Raw genomic sequence first — 22,910 nt, 5'->3', positions numbered from 1 at the left:
ATTTAAAGTGTCTTTTCGCGCGCGAAGTTCGCGAAAAGGGTTTGTTTGCGATCAATGGCGGCGTTTAGCGCCGTTTTGCAAGCCACGCGCCGATCTCCCTTTCGATCATATTGGGCGCGATTGGTTCGGGCGCGATCGATTTTTTCGCAAACAGGTTCGCGATCGACGGGCTAACCGCGAGATTAAAGCGTTCGGAGATAATGTTAAGCGCCTTCTCGTCGTCCGCGCAAACGCCGTCGATCGCCTTTAGCGTCGTCGACGCGAATTTCGTCCACTCCGCGCTTGAGCAAACGACCTTTACGCGAGAGTCTCCCAATTTGGCGGCTTTAAAACAAGTAGCCGTATGCGGATCGATAATATATCCGCCGTTCGCGCCGGAACTTATAGCCTTAAAAACCTCGCGTTCGTTTGACCAAGCCGCCTCAAAAATCGTTTGCAACTCCGCCAACTCCGAAGGGAGCAGTTTGAACGCGCCTTTTTTATCAATCTCTTCCATAAGCGATCTCGTCCTCTCGGCGCCGAAAAGATCGAATAAAACCCGTTCGACGTTGGAAGATTTCAATATATCCATCGCCGGGGAACTAGTGGCGATCAGCTTTCGTTTGACAAGATCGTAACTCCCGACGGCGACGAGGTCGGTTAAGACGTTGTTGTCGTTGCTCGCTATAACGATTTTCGCGATTGGCAAGCCCGCTTTCCGCGCGTAATAGGCGCCTAAGGCGTTGCCAAAATTGCCGGAAGGCACGATAATATCGATCCGCTCGTTCGCTTTAACCGCGCCGCGTTTTAACAACTCAAGATAGGCGCGAACGTGATAGATAATTTGAAACAAAATCCGTCCGAAATTAACCGAATTCGCGGCGCTAACTTTGCGTCCGCTCGCCGCGATCGCGCCGTTGAAACTTTTATTCGCCAGCAAGCCTTTAAGCGCGGTTTGCGCGTCGTCGAAGTCGCCTTTGATCGCGATAACCTTCAGATTGTCCGCCGTTTGCGTAATCATCTGAAGTTTCTGCGTTTGACTTGTGCCGCCTTCGGGAAAAATGCAAACGACCTCGATATTGGGGCGGTTAGCAAAGGTTTCGAGCGTCGCGGGACCGGTGTCGCCGCTCGTGGCGGACAAAATCAAATATCTTTCGTTTCGCCGTAGCGCAAGATTTGCCAAAATTACGCCAAACGGCTGCAACGCCATGTCCTTAAACGCTCTGGTGGGACCGTGCCACAACTCCGAGACAAAGAGCCGATCGGCGACGCAAACGAGCGGCGCGGGTTCGTCGGGATCGTCGAAACGCCTATAGGTCGCAAGCGCCTCGTCTATCGTCTTTTCGTCCAAATCGACGTCGAAAAGTTTCAAAACTCTTTTGCTTAGATCAATATAACTTAGCGCTTTTAGAGCCTCGAAATCGTCTAGCTTTGGTATCTCTCCGGGCGCGTAAAGCCCGCTAAACGGCGCGGACGGAGATAATACCGCCTCGCTAAACTTTAACGTCTGATCGCCGCCGCGCGTAGGATATAGCCGCATATAAAAAGCCTTTGAAAAAACTGAAGCGGATTATAGCGATTAGGATTTGAGTTCGGCGCGTTTATATTCGCGAACCGAAACCTAAAAAGTTTGAGCGTTTAAGAGCAAAAATAGCACAATAGCAAGTCGAGTCCAAGAGAACGTCCGATATTACTGAAAGCCGCGCAGTGTCTTTAATTCGTCTATCTAGATCAGCTTTAACTCGCAACCTGTCGTTGCTACGCGCCCGCGCCGGCGGAGCCGAGATCGCCGCCGTGTTAAAAGATAACGCGTATGGACACGGGCTAAAAGAGATCGCCGCGTTATGCTCCGAAAACGGCGTCAAATACGCCGTAGTCCGCAATCAAAACGAGGCGAAGGCGATCGCGCCGTTATTCGACGAGATTTTAGTTTTAGCGGACGAACCTACGAGCGACGCGCCGAGAAACGCTAGTTTCGCGCTAAACGACGAGCGAAACGCCCTGAAATGGGCAAGCGAAACGAGAGTTCATCTTAAAATAGATTGCGGAATGCGCAGAAACGGCGTCGCTATCGACGCGGCGGAAAGAACAATCGAAACGGCGCTCGGTAGAGGGCTAATTTTGCGCGGCGTTTTCTCGCATTTGCGCTCCGCCGACGCGCTATCGACCGAGCTTTTCTGGCAGGAAAAAAACTTCGGCAAAATTCGCGCGATCGTCGAAAAAATATGCGCGAAAAACGGGATCGATCCGCCGAAGTTTCATCTATATAACTCCGCCGCGCTCCTGCGTAACAAAAACGCCGATCCATACGATCTCGTCCGCGTCGGCATAGCGCTTTACGGCTACTGCGATCTAAGCCGCCCTTTTGATCGCGCCGATTTGAAACCTGTGCTATCGCTTTGGGGAGATCGCATTTCGCGCCGCGATTTACGATCGGGCGATCGCGTCGGCTACGGCGGAGTTTTCGAGGCGAAAAACGATTTCGCGGCGAGCGTTTACGACGTGGGTTACGGCGACGGCTTTTTGCGGCTGGACGGTTTTGAGGGCTACGAAACGCCCGAAGGCAAAAGAGTTTTAGGGCGCGTCAGCATGGACAGTATGACGATCGAGGGCGACGGCGATCGCGTTTGCGTCTTAAACGACGCGGAAAAGCTAGCGCGTCTTCGCGGGACGATCAGCTACGAGGTCTTAGTTAGATTAAACCCCGACATAACGCGCGAAATCGTCTAACAAAACCGCGATAGCTCGCCTAAGAAGTTTAGGAGTCCTCGTCAAAATCTGGCGGCGCGCTCGTTTCGTCCGTCGCGAAGCAAAGAGGGCGCTTTGTTTCGCGTTTTTGTCGGCGAAGGTCGGCTGGGCGCTTAACTTCCGCGCTTTCGCATTGGCAAAGTCGGCTCTTTTATATGAATACGGACGCTTATAACAGTCGCGGGGTTGTTTATGCCGCGTTAGGCGATTACAACCAAGCTATCAAGCTAAGTCCTAATTATACGAACGCTTACCGCAATCGCGGGATTGCTTACTGTAATTGAAGCGATCTAAAAAACGCCGCGAAAGACGCTCGCGAGGCGTGTGATCTCGGCTTTTGCGATTTGTTGAAATATATGCGGCAAAATGCGCGAATACGCGATTGAGCGCGATAACCTTTAGCGCCGCAAAAGTTAGTATCCGTTGACAACAAATCTAAGCGCTAAGGACGGCGGCAACACATTCCCGCAGGTCTCGGTAAAATACGGTAATCCATATACTTAATGTCATTCCCGCGCAAGCGGAAATCCATACCAACAATCATAAAAAAGATGGATACCCCCTTCCTGCGCGATTACGGGCGATAAACCGCCATATCGCTCCGCGCGGGTATTATAAAAGAGGGCGCAAACAACAACAAAGGCGACGAAGAGCGCGGGGGGCGCGGAGAGCGATCGGCGATACGAAAATCGACGGGCGTCGCCGCTTTTTTGATATTTTTATGTTGATATGGTCTATAATTTGTCAATTTCACGCGCAAAAGGGGATCAAACGATGATCGCTGGGCGACGGCTTTGCGAAGCCAAAAGTTCTATCTCCCTGTTAGCTCGCGCTTGTTATCGGATAAAGCGTTTCTTTGCGCCTATAACGGGGGAGCCAAAAATAAAAGCCCGCGTTATAGATAAACTTTCAAAAATAGCGCCGACCGCGCTAATCGCGCTTTACCTATGCGCCTCTATACCTTTATTTGGAGCAAGCGCCGCGGAGAAGGCGTTTAATCAGGGTCTGAACGCGTATATTCGCGACGATTTTCAAGGGGCGATCAGACATTTCACCCAAGCGATCAAGATCGATCCAAACAATGCGATTGTTTATAACAGTCGCGGAAAAGCTTACAAAAATTTAGGCGACACAAGCAAAGCGATCGCCGATTACGCGCAAGCAATCAAGATCGATCCAAACTATGCTAACGCTTACAATAATCGCGGAAACGTTTACGCTAATTTAGGCGACATAAGCAGAGCGATCGCCGATCACAATCAAGCGATTAAGATCAATCCAGATTATGCGCTCGCTTACTACAATCGCGGGCTCGCTTACTATAATTTAGGCGACTACAACAAAGCGATCGTAGATTACGCCCAAGCGATTAAGATCAATCCAGATTATGCGTTCGCTTACTACAATCGCGGGCTCGCTTACTATAGGTTAGGCGACCATAACAAAGCGATCGCGGATTGCAACCAAGCGATTAAGATCAATCCAGATTATGCGAACGCTTACAATAATCGCGGGCTCGCTTACTATAATTTAGGCGATCTAAAAAACGCCGCGAAAGACGCTCGCAACGCGTGCGATCTCGGCTTTTGCGATTTGTTGAAATATATGGGAGAAAATAAACTCTTGCGCGATTAACCGCGCCGCTTTGCTCCGTTGCGAGCGCGTAATTTCAGGGATTTCCCCCGCGCTTTGTCTAGCAAGCCGCCGAAACGTTTGCGGGTTGCGCGGCGCGAGCCTTGACTTGCGCAATTCGGAACCGCGAAGGTTTTTAAGCCAAGTTTTCAAGCGCGCGCGGTTTATCGAGAAAAATGGTAGCCGTTTTAATTTTTTATTAAGTTCTATTTCTTTAGTATTACGGAATACCAAATGGTGTGAAGGAGCAAAGATGAATTTTCCGATAAAGGCGATCGCTACGATCGCCGTTTTGACCGCGCCGCTGTCGGCGCATTTTCAGGTGGTGAAAACCAACAAGAGCGTGATCGAGCAGGGCGACAAAGCCGAAATTACGATCGCTTACGAATTTACGCACCCGTTCGAGCAGGAGCTTATGAATCTGGTCAAGCCGCAAGACGCGGGCGTGTTTGCGGACGGCAAAAAAACTTCGTTCTTAAATTCGCTCAAAGAGGCGAAAAAGGACAAGCAGAGCGTGTGGAGCGCGTCGTATGCCGTTAAAAGCCCCGCCGTGTATCAGTTCTATATCGATCCCGTTCCCTATTTCGAGCCCGCGGAGGAGAAGTTTATCCGCCATCAAACGAAAACTATTGTAAATGCCTTCGGCGCGGACGAGGAGTGGGACGCGCCCATAGGCTTGAAAGCCGAAATCGTGCCGCTAAGCCGCCCGTATTCCATACTAAAGGGCGGTTTATTCGAGGGGCAAGTTCTGTATAAAGGCAAGATCGCGCCAGATACGGAGGTTGAAATCGAGTTTTATAACGACGGCAAGAAGTTAAAGGCGCCAAACGATTCGTTTGTAACGCTAGTTACGAAAACCGACGCGAACGGCGTTTTCCGCGCCGTTCTGCCGCTTGAGGGGTGGTGGGGCTTCGCCGCGCTGATCGACGACGACGAGACGATAACCCGCGAGGGCAAAAAATACCCGATCGAATTAGGCGCGGTTTTGTGGCTAAAAACGGAGAGCTACAAATAATAATGCGGCTTAAACCCCTGTTCGGCGCGGCGGCAAAACACGCCGCGAGAGCGTAAGCGCTCGTGCATATCGCCGAAGGCGCGTTGCGCCCCGAAATACTAGCCGTCGGCTGGGCGGCGGGCGCGGCGGCGCTCGCCGCTTCGCTGGCGACCTTAAAAAACGAAGAGATTCCCAAAACGGCGGCGTGTTCGGCGCTTTTTTTTGTCGCGTCGTTTATCCATATACCAATCGGCGTTACCAGCGTTCATCTGATTCTTAACGGCGTTATCGGCGCGTTAATCGGATTTAGAGCGTTTGCGGCGATCGGCGCGGCGCTGATAATGCAGGCGCTGCTGTTTGGCTACGGCGGCGTAAGCGTTTATGGGGTAAATCTGTGCGTGCTAACGCTTCCGTCGCTACTTGGATGGGCGCTATTTTCGCTAATCCCGCAAGCCGCGCTCGGCAGACGCGACGCTTGCTTCTGGCGCAAGCGGATTATTTGGTTTTTGATAGGCTTTCTGCCCGTGTTATCGGGAGCGATTTTACTCGCGTTTGTTTTGGCGATCAACGGCGAAGGTTTTATCGACGCGGCGAAACTGGCGTTTTTAGCCCATCTGCCTATAGCGGCGATCGAAGGGGTCATAACTCTATTGGCGCTGGATTTTATCGAGCGGGTCAGACCTGAACTGACGGCGAAAAGGGCGAAATGAGAGCGATTTTGCTCGTTTTGGCGCTTGCCGCGTGCGGATTTGCCCATAAGATAAATCTGTTCGTTACCGACGAAAACGCCACGATTTATATACAAAGTTACTTCACAAAATCCGCGCCGTGTAAAGAGTGCGCCGTCTGGATTTTTGACCAAAACGCAAAAGAGATCGCGACCGCGAAAACCGACGAAAACGGCAAAGCCGCGATCGCGATAAACGCCAACAAAATTATTGTGCGCGTTGACGGCGGCATGGGTCATCAAGCGCAGATTGATTATGAGCTTACGGGCGAATTTGCCGAAGAAGCCGAAACGCCGCTATGGATTTCGCTGGCTAAAGGCGCGTTATCTCTTGGCGCGATCGCGCTGTTTTTTGCGGCGCTAAGGTTAATTAAACGCGAAAAAGCGCCCGCAAGCGGGCGATCGGCTTGATACGCGCGCCGCGATCGCGTTTTGCGCGACTAGTCAAGCGCGAGAGGCTTAGAGAAACGACGACGATTAGTAAAACGCAAGAGACCTCCGCCGAGCGAATAATTACTCTTATCGTCTATTCGCTCGCCGTCGCGCCTAGCGACAAGATATACCTTCCGATGATCGCGTTGCCAATAGCGCTTTGCGTTATTATGCGGCGCGATCTGTTAATAACCTTGAAGCGGTTGATCGCGTTAAATCTATTTATCGCCGTTTTGGTAGCGAGCCTGTTAGTAGGCGGGCAAAACGATCTTGCGCTACTGGTTTTCGCGCGGTCTAACTTGCTTCTGTTCGTTTCGCTGATCTTGTTCGCCCGCGCGGACGAATCGAGCGTGGCGCTTGGTTTTTCTAGGTTGCGCGCGCATAGAAAGTTGGTATCGTCGCTGTTTTTTTCAGCTAAGATCGCGCGATTATTAAAAACGGAGTTTGATCGCTTCAAACGCGCTTTATATCTGCGCGGATACAAACTGACGGCTAATATGACAAGCTATCGTCTGATCGCCTCTTTCACCGGGCTATTAGCGATTAAATGTTTCGATCGCGCCGAAGCGCTTAGAAAAACAATGATCCTGCGCGGATTTAACGGCGAGATATTAACGCTAAATAAACCGCGTTTATCGCTTATACCTCTTACCTTCGCCGCGATCGCGGCGCTATCGTTTTTACGCTTTGGCGCGCTGTTCTAAGCCGTCGCTTAGCCGCCTTTTTTATATGCGGCTTCGACAGGCAACGCCATATCGCGGAAAGAATAAATAACGCGCTAGTATTCCTAAATCGAGCCTTTATACAACTAATATTGTTTGTTTCTCCCGCTCGTTAAGTTACGAATCGTTTCTCTTATGAATTCGAGCGCGCAATTTTCCCTTTGCCGCCCCGACAAACGGCAGTCCGCTTGTCCTATCTATTCGGTCGCAATTCGCTCCAACGCGCCGCTAAATTTACGCCGCGCCCGCCGCGCGAGATCGGTAGCTCGCGCCGATTCATTACTTGATCTGGCGTAGCCGCGTTTTTAGGATTGGCGCGAAAAGCGTTTTCGCAAGCGTCTTTATCCTCAAAACGATTGGCGCGACGATTACCGCGCTTGGTTTAGTTGCGGCGAGCTTCGCCCTGTTAGGCTGCGATCTGACGGGGGGGGGGGGGGGGGTAACTCCCAAACCGAAGAGGTCTGGCTTTCAGAGCTAGAAAACCCGTTTCTCGGCGAGTGGAACGCGTACATTCCCAGCATGAGCGCGACGGCGGATTTCAAATTTGAAACCAACGGAACCGTCGAAGTGAGTTTCGCCGGTTTGGGCGTTTTTACGGGCGCGTATGTCGTTAAAGACGGCTATCAAGTAACCTTCTTTGACTTTGAGGGAATCGCCGCGTATTCCTACGCGGTGATCGACAACAATACCATCAGCGTTACCGAGGGCGAGTTTGACGGTGTTGGAGGCTTTACGGCTGAAAATACGACGTCGTTTAAGCGCAAAGCTAGCTCGCAGATTATTAAGCAAGACATTGCCGCGGATCTCTCGAAGCCGTCCAACGCGGACAATAATCTAACCGGAGCGTGGCAAGCGCTACTGCCGCCAGAAACCGAAGACGACGGTTACTCTAAGACGATTCAGGTCTTCTTGCCAAACGGCGACTATCAGTACTTGTCGGTTGATCCGTATATGTCTATGCAGTTCCAATACTCGACGATTAACGACGTATTCTTTATCTTTCTGCCGCCATACGGAGCGGAAGCTTTTCAATACGCGACTAAGACGGACGGCAACATAACCGTAACGCCGATTATTGGCGTAAATGAGAACGGCAGGATTTTGGACGCTTCGAAAGCGACGGACTTTACAAAAATATGGTAAGCCGCTTTATGCGATCTAGCCTTCGTTAGCGCTAACCCCGCTTTGACTAAGGCGGGGGCTATGGTCTCGTTCCAATTTGGCGCTTAGCGCTCGCGTAGCCGAAACAATGAAAACAGACGAGGGCGGGAAAATTGGAAAGGGCAAAAGAAGGCGATATAGCGCTTCGTTAACTTGGGATAACGGCAATCGGGCGACTAGCGTCTGTTTTTCGCGTTGCGCGCCAAAGTCCGGAGAACGACAATGCGCGCTCCAATAAGTAACGCGACATAACCGCCAAACTGCAAGCCAACCGCCGCTTATATTTCAGCCCCCCCCCCCTGTCGTTCCCGCGAAACGCCCGCTTTGATAGGGGCGCGAGGCGCGTAGGAAAGCGGGAATCTATTTCTATTAGACTTAACAAAATGTGAGAACCCACAACAACGATCATCAAAAAGATGGATACCTGCCCACGCGGGTATGACGAGAGCATACCAGCCTTCCTTCGCGATTACGAAGCGCTCGCGCTTGCTCCGCGCGGGTATGACGGAGGGGACGCGATATGGCGCGCATTGTCGTTCTCGCGCGGGTATGACGCGGGAAGGGTTGCCAAACGATAAACGTAATCGGCGGGAAACAACGTAGCGCGCGAAGATCGATAAAGCGGTTTTAGCGTCGCGTTCTATTTATGATTTTACGCGAGTTATCTGTTTTCGCCCGCCTAAGCGCTAACTTTTCGCAAATCGCGCGAGGATTATAGGTCGTCGCCGACTATCGCGTTAAATAATCTAACGACTTTGCCTTTTAAGCGAACGCGGTTATCGATAATAGAAAGCGTTACTTTTTCGCCGCTTTTTGGGTAAGCGATATATGGCGTGGCGATCTTCTTCGTATCAAACGCCGCGATAAAACACGCCGCCATACCCGTGCCGCACGCCAGCGTTTCGCTCTCCACGCCGCGCTCGAAAGTGCGAACTCTAAGCGCGCGGTTTCGTAACGAATAAACGCTTATGTTCGCGTCGTATTTACGCCTAAGCTCGCTTAAAGGAAAGCGATCGAAAATGGATAATCTGCCGCTTGTGACCAAGTGCGGCACGCCGACGTCGATTAGCCGCCAAGTCGCGCCGAACTCTTTGACCTCCTCGCGCAAAACTTTATGCTCCGTTAATTGCGCTTCAACTATCCCCTTCGCGCTTATCTCCGCCGAAATCACGCCCGCTCCGGTTAGAAACCGCTGTTTTGTCCCCGCCAGCGCGTTATGATACGCGTATAAAGCGGCGGCTCGCGCTCCGTTTCCGCACATTGCGGCGCATGAGCCGTCCGCGTTATAAAACTCCCATGTAAAGTCATAATCGTTATGCGGCAACAACGCTATCATACCGTCGGCTCCTATTCCGTGTCGGCGATCGCATAATTTTTTTGCCAATTTGCTTCGATTTGCGCTCTTAAACGCCGTAGTTATAATAAAATCGTTGCCGCTCGCGCTGTATTTGCAGTAAATCATTTAGTTACCCTATAGTTGCGTTTAACGTTAATTATACTCCACTACAATTATGATTAACTTGATTAGATCTAGCTTTAAGCGATCGTTTCTTGGCTTTCTTCGCCGACGAACTCTTTTTTGCGCGCGCTTTGACGCTCCTTGCGAAACGGTATAAGCAGGCAAACCGCATATCCGATCGCCGCGGCGATCAGCAACGTCAGCGCGATCTGCGCGGAGCGCATAAACGACTTGCTTGCGCCGATAATCTCGGTTTTAACCGAATTTAGCTCCGCGTATAGCGCGTCGCTTTCGCGATATATTTCCGCAATGTCGTCAATCATCTGTTTTCTGTTGCCGATCGCTTTGGTCAGCGACTCTTGATAATCTTTCCAAGAGAGTTGATTGTCGCCGACGAGCGCCAGCACGGAAGCCTGCATATTATCCGCGTTTGAAAAACCGTAAAGCGTTTGCGAATAGTTATCGATCGCGCGTAAAAGCTCCTCGTAACGCGCGTTGCCGCCGTCCGCTAAGTAGACGGAAGCGATAAAATTTAGTCTTTCGGCAAGATCGACCTGCTTTTTTGCGTCCTGAAGAGTCTGCAACGAAACGCGCCTATTTTCCATCATCTGCGCAAGCTCCTGAGTGGATTGCCTTAGCTTTGGCGCAAGTTGCAAAAACGTTTCGCTCTCTTTGGCGATCGCGGCTTTAGCGGCGGAAATTCGCCTCGTCTTAATTTGCATAGCTTCCCACAATTTTTCCGCCGCGTTCAATTTGTCGATCGCGTCGCTGGAAAGCTCCCCCGGCGAAACCAAAGGCGAGAGGTCGCGTTTGTAATGGTCGTTTACGGCGTTAATCGCTCTCTCCAGCGCGCCGTCTCCAAGCCCCAGCAACGCGCCGTTTAATAGCGCTTCTTTAGGCGTTTCGCCAATCAGCGAAATTTGCCGATCAAGCGCTGTTAACAGCTTTTCGCGCGATAAATTTTTGTCGTCTAGACGCATAGTTATCAACGCAAGCGCGATGCCAAGCAGAGCCATCAACGGAAAGACGAACAACGAGTGACGAACTACGGACCTCACGATAGCCTTTTGAATGTTAATAATTATTTACGAAACGCTCGGCATTATGCCTAAAAATGTCTGCGCGGCTAGCCGTTTGGCTCGAAAATCGCCGCCGCGAGCGGCGCTAACGCGATCGACACGCTATGCGATCTGCCGTGCGCGGGCGCGTCGCTCGCGTAAACGCGCCCCAAATTGCCGACGTTGCTCCCGCCGTAGATCGCCGCGTCGGAGTTAAAAACCTCCAGCCACTCGCCGCCGAACGGAACGCCTATGCGGTAGTTGAAGCGCGATACGGGCGTAAAATTGCATACGACGAGCAAAACCGCTCCAGAATTTGATCGGCGCAAAAAACTAATAACGCTTTGCGACGAGTCGCCCGCGTCGATCCACTCAAAGCCTCTTTGGTCGAAATCAACTTCGTAGAGCGCGTCGCGCGATCGGTAGAAACGGTTGAGATCGGCGATAAACGTCTGCAGATTGCGGTGATAGTCGTATTGCAACAGATGCCAATCAAGGCTTAGCTTGTAGTTCCACTCCGCGTATTGCCCGAACTCCATACCCATAAACATGAGCTTTTTGCCCGGGTGCGCGAACATATAGGCGAACAGCAAACGCAGGTTGGCGAAACGCTGCCATTCGTCGCCCGGCATTTTGCCGATCAGGCTGCCCTTCATATGCACCACCTCGTCGTGGCTAAGCGAAAGCATAAAGTTCTCGTGGAAGGCATACCAGAGGCTAAAGGTAATCCGATCGTGATAATAGCGGCGATAGATCGGATCGTAGGAGAGATATTTCAGCGTGTCGTGCATCCAGCCCATATTCCATTTAAGCCCGAAACCAAGCCCGCCTAGATAGGTCGGTTTCGTTACGCCATACCACGCGGTGCTTTCTTCGGCGATCATTACGCAATCGCCAAATTTTTCATACGCGACCGCGTTAAGCGTCTGCAAGAACCGCACCGCGGCGATGTTCTCTTTGCCGCCGTATTCGTTTGGAATCCACTCGCTCTCTTTTCTGCCGTAATCGAGATAGAGCATGCTTGCCACGGCGTCCACGCGAATGCCGTCGATATGGTATTTTTCAAACCAAAAGAGCGCGGACGAGATTAAAAACGCCTTAACCTCGTTGCGCCCGCAGTTAAAGATCGCGCTGCCCCACTGCGGGTGAAAGCCTTGGCGCGGATCGTTGTGCTCGTAAAGGTTTGTGCCGTCGAAATTAGCAAGCCCGTGCATATCCACGGCGAAATGCGACGGCGCCCAATCGACGATAACGCCGACGTCCGCTTGGTGGAGCGCGTCGATCAGAAACGCGAAGTCGTCGGGCGAGCCAAAGCGCGAGGTAGGCGCGAAGTATCCTATGCACTGGTAGCCCCAACTGCCGTCGAACGGGTGTTCCATGGGCGGCAAAAACTCTACGTGCGTATATCCCATATCGGTTAGATATTTCGGCAGGAGAGCGGCTAATTCGCGGTAGGTCAGCGGGCGGTTCTCCTCCGCGTTAAAACGCCACGAGCCTAAATGAACCTCGTAAACGCACATAGGCGCGTTAAGCGCGTTTTTAGCGGCGCGATTCTTTAACCATTTATGATCGCGCCACTTATATTTTGACTCATAAACCCTTGTCGCGCTACAAGGCGGTATCTCCCACCAAAAGCCGTAAGGATCGGACTTCTGCTCTCGCGCGCCGCTTTGCGCCTCCACGTCGTATTTATAGCCGTCCCCCTCTTTAACGCCCGCGATAAAGCCCTCCCACACGCCGCTGCCGTCGCCGCGTAGTTTTAGCGGGTGCGCGCCGATCGTATAGCCGTTGAAATCGCCGATTACGCTTACATATTTGGCGTTTGGCGCCCAGACGGCAAAATAAGCGCCGCTTTCGCCGTCTATCGTCGTTATGTGCGCGCCGAGCTTGTCAAAAAGCCTATAGTGCGAGCCGCTCTTGAAGTAGTATGAATCCTGCTCGCCCCAAAGCGAAAAATCATATCTTATCCGTTTGATCGCCATAACGCTTCCTAATAATTTTTCGCCAATTATATCGCTTAAATTACGCGGGAACAAACCAATCGGGCTATATATTAAGAGGCGGTTTCTTACAATACAGCCTTTCTTTTACCAAAACGGAGTTTTTATGAAACAGCGAATAATCGCGTTTGTCTCGTTTGTCGTCGTAGCGAGCGCCTCTCTCGGGCTTTATAACACGCTTGAAGCAAAAAGCGCGAACTATGATACGGCTCGGATTAACGCTTTTGAGAAATTTACAAAAGTCGTCAATACGGTGGAGAAATACTACGTCGATCCAGTGGAAATCGATACGGTAATCCAAAAGGCTCTGGACGGAATGCTCTCGAACCTTGACGCGCATTCGGGCTATTTGGAGGCGAAGCAGTATCGGGACATGAACGCCAAAACGCAGGGCGAATTCGGCGGGCTCGGCATCACGGTTAGTATGCGCGACGGCGCGCTGACGGTCGAAGCTCCTATGGACGGCACTCCGGCGGACAAAGCCGGCATTGAAAGCGGCGATATTATCCTCAAAATCGACGATAGGTCCACGATCGGAATGAATATCGACGAGGCGGTTGGTTTGATGCGCGGCGAACCCAACACGAACGTTAGGCTTACGATTGTGCGCAAAAGCGCGGAGAGACCGCTGGAGATACCGATTGTCCGCGCGATTATAAAAGTGCAGTCGGTGTACGCTAAAACCTACAACGAGGATACGTTATATCTTCGCGTCGTCAGCTTTGACAAGAACGTGGCGGCGTCTTTGAAAAAGGAGATTGACGCTCGCAAGGACAAGACTAAAGGCATTATTTTGGATCTTCGCAATAACGCTGGAGGTTTAATGGATCAGGCGGTTAAAACGACGAATATTTTTATCGATAAAGGCGTTATCGTTTCGCAAAAGGGTCGCGTTGAAAGCGAAAATCAGGTTTTTCGCGCGAGCAAGACGGGCAGCGTTACCGATATTCCCGTAGTGGTTTTAGTCAACGGCGGTAGCGCTAGCGCTAGCGAGATTGTCAGCGGTAGCCTGCAAGATCACAAACGCGCCGTGATCGTCGGAGAAAAAACCTTTGGCAAGGGGAGCGTGCAGGTGGTTTTGCCGCTCGAGGGAGACGGGGGCGACGCGATTCGCCTGACGATTGCGAGATACTATCTGCCAAGCGGACGGAGCATTCAGGCTACGGGCATCGTTCCGGACGTGGAGGTAAGGCGCGTCAGCGTCAAGGAGATAGACAACGAATTTGAGATTAAAGAGGCGCAGTTAAAAGGTCATCTCGAGGCGCAACTTAGCGCTACGAACGACGCGCGCAAAACAAACGAGCGCGACGAGGATTCCGGCGTAATTACCAAAGCGCAGTTAAGCTCCGATTATCAACTAAAAACGGCGCTTGATATTTTACGCGGGTTAATTGTGCTTAAAAACTAAATCGAGAACGCGCATGAATAAGAGAGAGCAAATATACGAAGGCAAAGGCAAAAAACTGTTCGCTACGGACGACGACGCGCTGTTAATCGCGGAGTTCAAAGACGATCTCACGGCGTTTAACGCGCAAAAAAAGTCGCAAGAAAAAGGCAAAGGCGCGTTGAACGCCGCGATCAGCGCAAAACTTTTCGGGCTGATCGAAAAAAACGGCGTTGCAACCCACCTAGTCAAACAACTAGACGATACGCGCCATCTGATCAAAAAAACGCGGATTATTCCCATAGAGGTCGTAGCGCGCAATATCGCTACCGGAAGCCTTTCTAAACGGCTTGGGATCAAAGAGGGGACGGAGCTTGACTTTACGCTAGTGGAGTTTTACTACAAAAACGACGATCTAGGCGATCCGATCCTAAACGACGAACACGCCGTTTTGATGAAATTGGCGAGCGAAAACGAGTTGAAAACGCTAAAAACGCTTGTCCGTAAAATCAACGATATACTACGCCCGTTTTTCCGATCGGTAAATCTTAATCTGGTGGATTTCAAAGCCGAATTCGGAGCCGATCGCGAGGGAAACATTTTGCTCGCGGACGAAATAAGCCCCGATAGCTGCCGTTTCTGGGATGTAAATAGCGGCGAAAAACTCGACAAGGATCGTTTCCGTCAAGACTTGGGCGGCGTGAAATTGGCTTACGAAGAGGTGTTAAAACGTATTCAAGGGGCGTTAAAATGAAAGCGATTGTAAACGTATTTTTAAAAGAGGGCATTCTGGACCCTCAAGGCAAAGCGACGCTTCACGCTCTCGCCGCGCTTGGGTTTTCAAACGTGAGCGACGCGAGAGCGGGCAAACGGTTTGTTTTGCAAATGTCTTCCGAAACGATCGGCGAAGCGGAGGAGGAGGCTGATAAGATCGCTAAAGAGGCGCTTGTCAACGCGGTGATCGAAGATTATTCGATCGATATAGAGCCATGACCGTTTCCATTCTGCTTTTCCCCGGCTCTAACTGCGAACGCGACACGGCGCGCGCGTTTGAGCGGGCGGGCGCAAAAAGCGTTATCGTTCGTCATGACGAGCGCGATCTGCCTTCTAAAACCGATCTCGTCGTTATTCCGGGCGGTTTTAGTTACGGCGATTATCTAAGATGCGGCGCAATCGCTAAATTCGCGCCTATTATGAACGCCGTCGCCTCGTTCGCTAAGAGCGGCGGCAAGGTATTCGGAATATGCAACGGCTTTCAGATACTGCTTGAGGCGAGACTGCTTCCGGGCGCGATGCTAAGAAACGAAAATCAGCGCTTTATTAGCCGCGACGTTCATATAAAGGTCGCGAGCGCGAAAAATCTTTTTTTATCCAAATTCAAAGAGTCGCAAATTTTATCTATGCCGATAGCGCATGCCGAAGGCGCGTATTACATCGATTCCAACGGGTTAAAAGAGCTTTACGACAACGATCAAGTCGCGCTGACCTACTGCGACGCCGACGGCGCGAAAGCGAACGTAAACGGCTCGATCGACTCTATAGCGGGCGTATTGAACAAAGAAAAAAACGTTTTCGCTTTGATGCCGCACCCCGAACGCGCCGCAAGCGCGTTTAGCGCGGGGAACGACGGACTCGCGTTGATTAAAAACGCGCTGGAGTTTTAGCCGTGCGAGCGTTTTTTGCCGCGCTCGCGATCGCCGCGTCGCTATTTGCCGAGACGGAAGCTAGTTTTTCGCCGAAAATCCTTTACGTCTCCGCCGAAGCCTTGCCCGATTCGCTCTATGTCGGACAGGTTATACCCGTCGTATATAACGCCGTTATTACCGAGCGTAACTTTGATCGTATTGAAACGCGCATAGGCGGCGACGACAACGGCACGGGAGTCAAGCGTATAAGCGTCAATCCAAGCTGGCGGCGCGTCGATGAAAATCGCCGCCGTCTAACCGTCTATTATCAGATTCTCGCGCCTAGGGTAAGTTTTCCGCCGGTTGAAACCGAAATCACCCTTCTTAACGGACAGAAAGACGTCGCGGTCGCGCCGCCTATAAAAGCGGGCGCGTCAAGGCTAAACGCCAATCCGCAGTTTTGCGGCGTGATCGCCGACGATTTGCGGGTCGTATCCTATAAAGTAGAACGTTATAGCGAGACGCAAAATATCGCGGCGATAGAGATACAAGGCGAAAAGTCCAATCTCGATAAATTTACGTTAGGCTCAATCGCTCAAGAACAGGGCATAGAGTCGATAGACAACAAGTTGCCCGAAACAAAGATGTTCTATTACGCGATTATTCCATCGACGTTAGAAGAGATAGCGTTTAACTACTTTAACCCGACAAGCGGCGATTTTAAGCGAATCGAGTTCGCTTTAGACCTTAGCTCCATCGAACGAAAAACCGACGCTAATCTGGAGATCAACCCAAATAAACGCTCTTTTCCGTGGCTTAACGTTATGCTACTTTCGCTTGTTTGCGTCGCGTTTATCGGCGTTTCGATCAAAACGCGCAAAATAGCCTTTTTAGGCGCCGCCGCGCTCGCGGTCGCGATAATTTTCTGGCTTGCGTTGCGCGACGAAGAGATAACAATCAATACCGGCGCGCAAATTAGGCTGTTGCCGATCGCCGCAAGCACGCTCTTTTATGTCACCGATCGCCCCACGCGAGCCGTGGCGCTTAAGGAGACTAAAGAGTATATTAAGGTGCTTTTGCCCGATCAGAAGATCGGCTGGGTAAAAAAAGAGGAGACGCAATAGCGTTTCGCGGCGCTTCATAAGGGGAGGGCGAAACAATGGTATCGCGCCGCCGTCAGGATCGCGAAAGAAACAGGCGCAAAGCGTGAAAAACCGCCTGTTTTCGCACCCGCGATCGAGAGCCTTTCAGAAATAGCTTTTCGGCGAAGGTTTCGTCGCGATCGCAAGCGTATCCGACAAATACCGTTCCGACCGGTTTTTTCTCGCCGCCGCCGCCGGGTCCCGCCACGCCGCTAATCGAAAGCGCGTAATTAGCGCCGCTTCGCTTTAGCGCTCCTAAAGCCATCTGCTCGACGCACTCCGCGCTAACCGCGCCGAAACTTAACAGCGTCTCTTGTTGAACGCCCAGCCAGCTAGTTTTTAAGCGATTGGAATAGGTAACGAACGATCCGTCAAAAACCTCCGAAGCGCCCGCGATCGCGGTGAAATGCGCCGCTAGCAGTCCGCCGGTGCAACTTTCGGCGAAGGAGATTGTTTCGCCGCGTTTTTTGAGCAAAGCGATAGCGCGCGCGAACGGATCGCCTATAAACGCCTTTGGCGCAAATAGCGCGCACACTTCGTCGGCGAAAGCCGAAGACGCGGCGCTCGCCTCGCACTCTAGGACGCTCCAGCCGCCGATATGCTCCCGCGCCGTTACGCGCGCGCCGAAGCGATCGGCGCAAGATTTTGTTAAAATTACGGCGGCGGCGGGGTCAAATCCCAAGAGATTCACACAAACTAAGCGGTTTTGCTCTAACATAAACAAACCATTACTAAGAGATTTCAAGGTCAGCTATGCCCCAAAGCTATAAAACCGCCGTCAACGTAGCCGAATTAGATACGGCAAGGTTAAACAAAAAGGGCAAACTTAAAGCCGATTATTACCAAGAGCGGCTAAGAACGTTGCAGATAGAGCTGTTGAAGTTGCAAAAATGGATATTCGAGAGCAAAAGCCGCCTGATCGTTTTATTTGAAGGCGGCGAACTAACGGGCAAAGGCGGCGCGATCAGAGCGCTGAGCGAGAAATTAGACGCGAGCTTAATCCGCGTGGCGCGGCAAAAAACCGCGCAAAACGGAAAATGGTATTTCGCGAATTTTGTTTCGCGTTTGCCAAGAAGCGGCGAAATAGCGGCGTTTGATCGCGGCTGGTATCGCAAAGCCACGCTTGAAAGAGCGATCGGGCGTTGTAGCGCGGACGAATACGAAAGATACATCCACCAGATTCCTCTTTTCGAGCAGGCGCTCTACGAAGACGGTTTTGTAATTTATAAATATATGCTGACAATTGGCAAGGAGGAGTTGAGCGCTAGACTAGAAAAACAGAAAAACGATCCGTTAGGCAGGCTTAGGCTAACCGAGCTAGAGTTAAAATCGGCGAAACTTTACGACGAATACGCCAAGGCGGAAGCCGAAACGCTATCAAGGACGCATACGCCTTACGCGCCGTGGTTTGAGATTAATTGCGACGATAAGCGTTTAGCCGAATTGGGGGCGTTAGCGCATCTTTTAGGCGAAATCGACTATAAAGGCAAGGATCGTAAAGCGATCGGCGAACTTGAAAGCGGGGTCGCGAGAAATTACGCCCCTAAGGTGAAATACTGATGAGAATTTTAATTGCGGGCGGGAGCGGATATGTCGGAAGAGGCATTATCGAGCGCTACTGCTTGACGCACGATTTTATAAATATATCGTTGACTCGCCAAGCGGGGTTAGCCGTAAATAACGTGCTTGTCGATCTAACGCGATCGATTGATTTTTTGAATTTCGACGAGCCGATCGATATGATTATCAATTGCGTGGAGTGCCGCGACGAAGATAACGTTGACAACGGAAAAAATAAGCGAGCTTGCATGTCCGCGACGCGCCATCTGCTGGAATACGCGCAGGATCGGGATATTAACAAGTTTATTCATTTTTCGGTAAATCATATCAACACGGTGGAGAACGACTATCAACAGGCGAGGTTTGTCGCCGAAGGGCTGGTAAAAAACAGCGGGATCAGCTATATCGTTTTTAAACCGACGGTCATTTTCGGCGAAAATAGCCCGCTTGAGTATTTGATCAATTCCTTGCTCTCCAGATCCGTGTTGCTGAAGTTTTGGAAAGAGGATACGCACATCGCGCCCGTTCACCTTCTCGACGTGATAGCCAACGTCGGCTACGCGATCGAACATAACGACTGCTGGAACGAAACCTACGCGCTTTGCGGACCGGAAACGATGAGCTTTGAAGAGATGCTCTTTCGCAGAAGGGCGATAAAAAAGCCGAAACTTATAAGCGCGCCTTCGGCTTTCGCGAGGCGTTCCGCCCTTAAAGACACGCCTTTTCCGTCAAATTATCTGCGTCATTTGCTCGATTGGGTAAACGCCGACGACAGCCACGTTTACGCGCGCACGCTGGTGGCGCCGCAATTTCCTTACAAACCCTAAAGGCGAGCGATTCATGGACTACAAAAGCACGCTGTTTCTGCCGCAGACGCGGTTTCCTATGCGCGCGGATCTAACGCAAAACGAGCCTAAGCGCTATAAAAAATGGTCTGAAAACAAGATATACGAAAAGATGAAGGCAAACCGCAAAGGCGCGCCGCTATGGACCTTTCACGACGGACCGCCATACGCCAACGGCGCGATCCATATCGGACACGCGCTTAATAAAATCCTAAAGGATATTACCGTCAAGTTTTACTACTTTCAGGGTTTTGATACGCGCTTCACCCCCGGCTGGGACTGCCACGGACTGCCGATCGAACAGCAGGTGGAGACCGCGCTCGGCAAAGACAAGGCGCAAACGAGCAAAGCGGAGATCCGCCGCCTTTGCAGGGAACACGCCGCGAAATACGCGCAAATACAAAAAGAGAGTTTTATATCGCTTGGCGCGATCGCCGATTGGGACAAACCCTACATCACGATGGACTACAGATTTGAATCGGAAATATACAAAGAGCTTGCGCGCGTCGCAAAGGCGGGCTTGCTGATCGAGCGCAAAAAACCGGTCTATTGGTCGTGGGCGGCGCAATCGGCGCTAGCCGAAGCGGAGGTGGAGTATCAGGACAAGGAGAGCGATTCGATCTTTGTTGGTTTCGATCTAACCAAGGCAAGCCTCGCCAAACTTGGGATCAAGAGCGCCAAAGCGGTTATCTGGACGACCACCCCTTGGACTTTGCCCGCCAACGTGGCGATCGCGCTAAAAAGCGACGCGATATACGCGCTTACGGACGACGAGTTTATCGTCGCCAAGGACCGCTACGACGCCCTGATCGCGCAAGACGTAATCAAAGGCGCGATCGTTAGGGAGTTCGAGGGCAAAACCTTCGAGCGGCTGGAGGCGGTAAATCCGCTAAATAACCGCGCAAGCCTGTTGATTTTGGGCGATCACGTTAGCATGGAGGACGGAACGGGGCTGGTGCATACCGCGCCCGGACACGGCGAGGAGGACTACCGCGTCGGGCTAAAATACAATCTGCCCGTAGTTATGCCCGTTGACGAGCGCGGCTGTTTTGATCGGAGCGTTGTCGAGGAGAAGCTACTGCCCGATCCGCAAAGTTTTGTCGGAACGCACGTATTCAAAGCAAACGAGATTATCGTCGAAAAGCTGGACGCGGCGCTGCTAAGGCGCGAGAAAATTACGCACAGCTATCCGCACTGCTGGCGCACGCGCAAGCCCGTCATATACCGCGCCACCAAGCAGTGGTTTATTGCTATGGACGAGCCTTATCTGGGCGGCAAAACCCTGCGCGAAACGGCGATCGCGGCGATCGAGGGCGTGAAGTTCTATCCCCAAAGCGGGCGCAACCGCCTGCGATCGATGATAGCGACGCGACCCGATTGGTGTATCTCGCGCCAGCGCGACTGGGGCGTGCCGATCGCCTTTTTGCGCGATACAAAAAGCGGCGCGATCCTACTTGACGATCGCGTGTTGGACAAAACCGCCGCGATTTTCGCAAAGGAGGGGTGCGATAGCTGGGTAACGCGCCCGATCGCTGATTTCCTAACCGAAGATTACGACCCCGCCCGATACGAAAAAGTAACGGATATTCTCGACGTGTGGTTTGATAGCGGCTCGACGCAATCGGCGGTTTTGCGAAGCGGCGATTACGACGCCGGAGCGGCTCCCGCGGATATGTATCTGGAGGGAAGCGATCAGCATCGCGGCTGGTTTCAAAGCTCTCTATTGGTCTCGTGCGCCGCGCGCGGCGAGGCGCCGTATAAAACCATCTTGACGCACGGCTTTACGGTGGATGAAAAGGGCGAAAAGATGAGCAAATCCAAAGGCAACGGCGTTGATCCCAGCGACGTCGTAGGCAAAATGGGGAGCGAGATTTTGCGGCTGTGGGCGGCGACGAGCGACTACCGCGCCGAGGTCAAGATCAGTCAAAATATCCTCAACCAAGCCGTCGATCAGTATAAAAAACTGCGCAACACGTTGCGTTTTATGCTGGCAAATATCGAGGATTTACAAACGCCGATCGCCTACGAGAAGCTAGGCGTAGTCGATCGCTGGATACTTTTCATAGCCAAAAAGGTAAGCGACGAGGCGTTAAGCGCGTTTAAGGAGTATGATTTTTCCAAAGCGTTGCATCTAATTCATAGCTTCGTGGTAGTCGAGCTTAGCGGCGTTTATTTGGATATGATCAAGGATAGAATCTACTGCGATCCGCTCGATTCGCCGCGCCGCCGATCGGCGCAAAGCGCGATCTACTATATCGTTAGAAATCTGCTGACGCTGATCGCGCCCGCGCTGACCTACACCGCCGACGAAGCCGTCGAGTTCGCGCCGAAGATCATTAAAAACGAGGGCGAAACGATCTTTGATTTTACGCATAAGCCGATCGAATGCGGCGCGGAAACGTTTGATTTTACGGCGCTTTTAGCTTTACGGGAGCGGTTTTTTACGCAGATCGACGCGCTAAAAAAGAGCGGCGTAGTCAAAAACACGCTGGAGCTTGGAGTTATTATCGATCCCGCGCTGAAACTCGATCTGCCGCTTGAGGACCTGTGCGATTGGCTGACAATTTCGTGGGCGAAAACTGACGCGCAAGATCGCGAGGCGATCGTTTCGATCGACGGAGCGATCGCGGTTAAAAGCGATCTGCATAAATGCCCGCGCTGTTGGAAATATGTATCCGCTAAAGAGAACGAGCCGTGCGATCGGTGCAACGAGGCGCTAAGCGCGGCTTTGGCGAAGGAGAGCGGCGTTGTTTAGCCAACCGGTTCCGATTTGGCTTAACGTAGTTACCGCGATCGCGGTTTTGGCGCTATGGCTCGGCGCGTATTTGTGCCTTCGCAACATCTCTAACAAAGATCGTCGGAGCGATTAGGGCGCGCCGCGATCGCGCTAAGCGCAAAAGCTAGGTCGTATCTCCAAACTTGAAGGGGGGCTGCGCAATTCTGGAAGCGGTCATGCCCCTAATTTTAAGCGAACGCCGCAAGCGCGCCAAGGCGTTTATCTGTTTTTTTCAACGCCCCCTCTATTTTAAGAGAGTAGGGGATATGGGCGCCGACGCAAGTCGCGCTAATAGAACAAACGGCGATCTCCCGCCCGTCTCCTATTTTGAAGCGGCGCCGCAATCGGCGTTTCTAGGCTTACCAAGCGGCGCAAACGTTGCGTTTTGCTGGGCAAGAAAAACTAATTTAAGCGGAGACGATCTAACATTCGCTAATTTTGATTTTATCAAGAAAGGAGATTGTTGCAATGCAATTCGCTCGGTTTGGCTCGATCCTTAATCCGTTATCGAAGGTCAAAAAAAGAGTCCTCTCTCTCTCTCTCTCTCTCTCTCTCTCTCTCTCTCTGAGCGATTAAGCAAAAATAGTTATCAACAAGCGTTTTGGCTAGCGGTAGTTTTAACTACGCTGATCAAGCTGATTTTAGCGGCTGTTGTTCCCCTGACGA

General features: G+C 51.7%; 22 protein-coding genes. 17 read left to right on the top strand and 5 right to left on the bottom strand.

Translation table 11 applies throughout. From position 1 onward, the window contains the following. Positions 1-64: 64 nt before the first annotated feature. Positions 65-1,519 (bottom strand): threonine synthase, encoded by a 1,455-nt coding sequence (gene thrC, locus LBF86_02575; GenBank protein MDR0664392.1) that lies wholly within the window; start codon positions 1,517-1,519, stop codon positions 65-67. Positions 1,520-1,686: 167 nt separating this feature from the next. Between thrC and LBF86_02570 the strand changes: the two genes are divergently transcribed. The 9 genes from LBF86_02570 (at position 1,687) to LBF86_02530 (ending at position 8,377) form a co-directional block, all read left to right on the top strand. Next, positions 1,687-2,709 carry an alanine racemase gene (locus LBF86_02570; protein ID MDR0664391.1) on the top strand — a complete coding sequence of 341 codons (1,023 nt, stop codon included), beginning with the start codon at positions 1,687-1,689 and terminating at the stop codon, positions 2,707-2,709. 173 nt (positions 2,710-2,882) lie between these two features. Further along, positions 2,883-3,011 carry a tetratricopeptide repeat protein gene (locus tag LBF86_02565; GenBank protein ID MDR0664390.1) on the top strand — a complete coding sequence of 43 codons (129 nt, stop codon included), beginning with the start codon at positions 2,883-2,885 and terminating at the stop codon, positions 3,009-3,011. A 490-nt stretch (positions 3,012-3,501) separates the two neighbouring features. Then, a complete protein-coding gene (locus LBF86_02560) occupies positions 3,502-4,362 on the top strand; it encodes a tetratricopeptide repeat protein (GenBank protein ID MDR0664389.1) in 861 nt (286 codons plus the stop codon). A gap of 250 nt (positions 4,363-4,612) precedes the next feature. After that, positions 4,613-5,374 carry a DUF4198 domain-containing protein gene (locus LBF86_02555; protein MDR0664388.1) on the top strand — a complete coding sequence of 254 codons (762 nt, stop codon included), beginning with the start codon at positions 4,613-4,615 and terminating at the stop codon, positions 5,372-5,374. A gap of 62 nt (positions 5,375-5,436) precedes the next feature. Next, on the top strand, positions 5,437-6,063 hold the full coding sequence (cbiM, locus tag LBF86_02550) for a cobalt transporter CbiM (GenBank protein MDR0664387.1): 627 nt from the start codon (positions 5,437-5,439) through the stop codon (positions 6,061-6,063). After that, positions 6,060-6,491 carry a hypothetical protein gene (locus tag LBF86_02545; GenBank protein ID MDR0664386.1) on the top strand — a complete coding sequence of 144 codons (432 nt, stop codon included), beginning with the start codon at positions 6,060-6,062 and terminating at the stop codon, positions 6,489-6,491. The genes cbiM and LBF86_02545 overlap by 4 nt, the downstream gene beginning before the upstream one ends. After that, complete coding sequence (locus tag LBF86_02540; GenBank protein MDR0664385.1) at positions 6,488-7,216, top strand: energy-coupling factor transporter transmembrane protein EcfT; 729 nt, start codon at positions 6,488-6,490, stop codon at positions 7,214-7,216. Before LBF86_02545 ends, LBF86_02540 begins: the two co-directional genes overlap by 4 nt. 301 nt (positions 7,217-7,517) lie before the next feature. After that, positions 7,518-7,712: a hypothetical protein gene (locus tag LBF86_02535; protein ID MDR0664384.1), complete on the top strand. Its 195-nt coding sequence runs from the start codon at positions 7,518-7,520 to the stop codon at positions 7,710-7,712. Positions 7,713-7,753: 41 nt separating this feature from the next. Next, a complete protein-coding gene (locus LBF86_02530; protein ID MDR0664383.1) occupies positions 7,754-8,377 on the top strand; it encodes a hypothetical protein in 624 nt (207 codons plus the stop codon). Positions 8,378-9,107: 730 nt separating this feature from the next. On the opposite strand, the gene dapF is transcribed toward LBF86_02530, so the two are convergent. The 3 genes from dapF to glgB form a co-directional block, all read right to left on the bottom strand. After that, positions 9,108-9,857, bottom strand: a complete 750-nt coding sequence (gene dapF / locus LBF86_02525; protein ID MDR0664382.1) for a diaminopimelate epimerase — start codon at positions 9,855-9,857, stop codon at positions 9,108-9,110. 74 nt (positions 9,858-9,931) lie between these two features. Then, positions 9,932-10,912 carry a hypothetical protein gene (locus LBF86_02520; protein MDR0664381.1) on the bottom strand — a complete coding sequence of 327 codons (981 nt, stop codon included), beginning with the start codon at positions 10,910-10,912 and terminating at the stop codon, positions 9,932-9,934. A gap of 68 nt (positions 10,913-10,980) precedes the next feature. Continuing rightward, complete coding sequence (glgB, locus tag LBF86_02515) at positions 10,981-12,894, bottom strand: 1,4-alpha-glucan branching protein GlgB (GenBank protein MDR0664380.1); 1,914 nt, start codon at positions 12,892-12,894, stop codon at positions 10,981-10,983. Positions 12,895-13,018: 124 nt separating this feature from the next. Between glgB and LBF86_02510 the strand changes: the two genes are divergently transcribed. The 5 genes from LBF86_02510 to LBF86_02490 are packed head-to-tail and all read left to right on the top strand — an operon-like array spanning position 13,019 to position 17,045. Beyond that, positions 13,019-14,320, top strand: a complete 1,302-nt coding sequence (locus LBF86_02510; protein MDR0664379.1) for a S41 family peptidase — start codon at positions 13,019-13,021, stop codon at positions 14,318-14,320. A gap of 13 nt (positions 14,321-14,333) precedes the next feature. Continuing rightward, complete coding sequence (locus tag LBF86_02505; GenBank protein ID MDR0664378.1) at positions 14,334-15,050, top strand: phosphoribosylaminoimidazolesuccinocarboxamide synthase; 717 nt, start codon at positions 14,334-14,336, stop codon at positions 15,048-15,050. Continuing rightward, positions 15,047-15,289: a phosphoribosylformylglycinamidine synthase subunit PurS gene (purS, locus tag LBF86_02500; protein ID MDR0664377.1), complete on the top strand. Its 243-nt coding sequence runs from the start codon at positions 15,047-15,049 to the stop codon at positions 15,287-15,289. The genes LBF86_02505 and purS overlap by 4 nt, the downstream gene beginning before the upstream one ends. Then, on the top strand, positions 15,286-15,960 hold the full coding sequence (gene purQ / locus LBF86_02495) for a phosphoribosylformylglycinamidine synthase subunit PurQ (protein ID MDR0664376.1): 675 nt from the start codon (positions 15,286-15,288) through the stop codon (positions 15,958-15,960). The genes purS and purQ overlap by 4 nt, the downstream gene beginning before the upstream one ends. Before the next feature lie 2 nt (positions 15,961-15,962). Continuing rightward, positions 15,963-17,045 carry a hypothetical protein gene (locus LBF86_02490; protein ID MDR0664375.1) on the top strand — a complete coding sequence of 361 codons (1,083 nt, stop codon included), beginning with the start codon at positions 15,963-15,965 and terminating at the stop codon, positions 17,043-17,045. A gap of 52 nt (positions 17,046-17,097) precedes the next feature. Here LBF86_02490 and LBF86_02485 read toward each other — a convergent pair whose 3' ends face one another. Then, entirely contained in the window at positions 17,098-17,781 is a 684-nt protein-coding gene (locus tag LBF86_02485) for a CinA family protein (protein MDR0664374.1), read from the bottom strand. 35 nt (positions 17,782-17,816) lie between these two features. On the opposite strand from LBF86_02485, the gene LBF86_02480 reads away from it, so the two are divergent. From LBF86_02480 to ileS, 3 genes are read left to right on the top strand one after another with little or no spacing between them, the layout of a single operon-like run. Then, positions 17,817-18,623, top strand: a complete 807-nt coding sequence (locus LBF86_02480) for a polyphosphate kinase 2 (GenBank protein ID MDR0664373.1) — start codon at positions 17,817-17,819, stop codon at positions 18,621-18,623. After that, positions 18,623-19,450 (top strand): NAD-dependent epimerase/dehydratase family protein, encoded by an 828-nt coding sequence (locus LBF86_02475; protein MDR0664372.1) that lies wholly within the window; start codon positions 18,623-18,625, stop codon positions 19,448-19,450. The genes LBF86_02480 and LBF86_02475 overlap by 1 nt, the downstream gene beginning before the upstream one ends. 13 nt (positions 19,451-19,463) lie before the next feature. Beyond that, positions 19,464-22,223 (top strand): isoleucine--tRNA ligase, encoded by a 2,760-nt coding sequence (ileS, locus tag LBF86_02470; protein ID MDR0664371.1) that lies wholly within the window; start codon positions 19,464-19,466, stop codon positions 22,221-22,223. The last annotated feature ends 687 nt before the right edge of the window (positions 22,224-22,910 follow it).

The organism is Helicobacteraceae bacterium (genome assembly GCA_031258155.1).
In the GTDB taxonomy this organism is placed as follows: domain Bacteria; phylum Campylobacterota; class Campylobacteria; order Campylobacterales; family SZUA-545; genus JAIRNH01.
This window is presented reverse-complemented; position numbering and strand designations above follow the sequence as displayed.

Coding starts and splice junctions, on each gene's coding strand:
- purS (MDR0664377.1), top strand. CDS start 15,047: ATGAAAGCGATTGTAAACGTATTTTTAAAAGAGGGCATTCTGGACCCT.
- LBF86_02545 (MDR0664386.1), top strand. CDS start 6,060: ATGAGAGCGATTTTGCTCGTTTTGGCGCTTGCCGCGTGCGGATTTGCC.
- LBF86_02510 (MDR0664379.1), top strand. CDS start 13,019: ATGAAACAGCGAATAATCGCGTTTGTCTCGTTTGTCGTCGTAGCGAGC.
- ileS (MDR0664371.1), top strand. CDS start 19,464: ATGGACTACAAAAGCACGCTGTTTCTGCCGCAGACGCGGTTTCCTATG.
- thrC (MDR0664392.1), bottom strand. CDS start 1,519: ATGCGGCTATATCCTACGCGCGGCGGCGATCAGACGTTAAAGTTTAGC.
- LBF86_02480 (MDR0664373.1), top strand. CDS start 17,817: ATGCCCCAAAGCTATAAAACCGCCGTCAACGTAGCCGAATTAGATACG.
- LBF86_02505 (MDR0664378.1), top strand. CDS start 14,334: ATGAATAAGAGAGAGCAAATATACGAAGGCAAAGGCAAAAAACTGTTC.
- LBF86_02485 (MDR0664374.1), bottom strand. CDS start 17,781: ATGTTAGAGCAAAACCGCTTAGTTTGTGTGAATCTCTTGGGATTTGAC.
- LBF86_02530 (MDR0664383.1), top strand. CDS start 7,754: ATGAGCGCGACGGCGGATTTCAAATTTGAAACCAACGGAACCGTCGAA.
- LBF86_02555 (MDR0664388.1), top strand. CDS start 4,613: ATGAATTTTCCGATAAAGGCGATCGCTACGATCGCCGTTTTGACCGCG.
- LBF86_02565 (MDR0664390.1), top strand. CDS start 2,883: ATGAATACGGACGCTTATAACAGTCGCGGGGTTGTTTATGCCGCGTTA.
- glgB (MDR0664380.1), bottom strand. CDS start 12,894: ATGGCGATCAAACGGATAAGATATGATTTTTCGCTTTGGGGCGAGCAG.
- LBF86_02560 (MDR0664389.1), top strand. CDS start 3,502: ATGATCGCTGGGCGACGGCTTTGCGAAGCCAAAAGTTCTATCTCCCTG.
- purQ (MDR0664376.1), top strand. CDS start 15,286: ATGACCGTTTCCATTCTGCTTTTCCCCGGCTCTAACTGCGAACGCGAC.
- dapF (MDR0664382.1), bottom strand. CDS start 9,857: ATGATTTACTGCAAATACAGCGCGAGCGGCAACGATTTTATTATAACT.
- LBF86_02475 (MDR0664372.1), top strand. CDS start 18,623: ATGAGAATTTTAATTGCGGGCGGGAGCGGATATGTCGGAAGAGGCATT.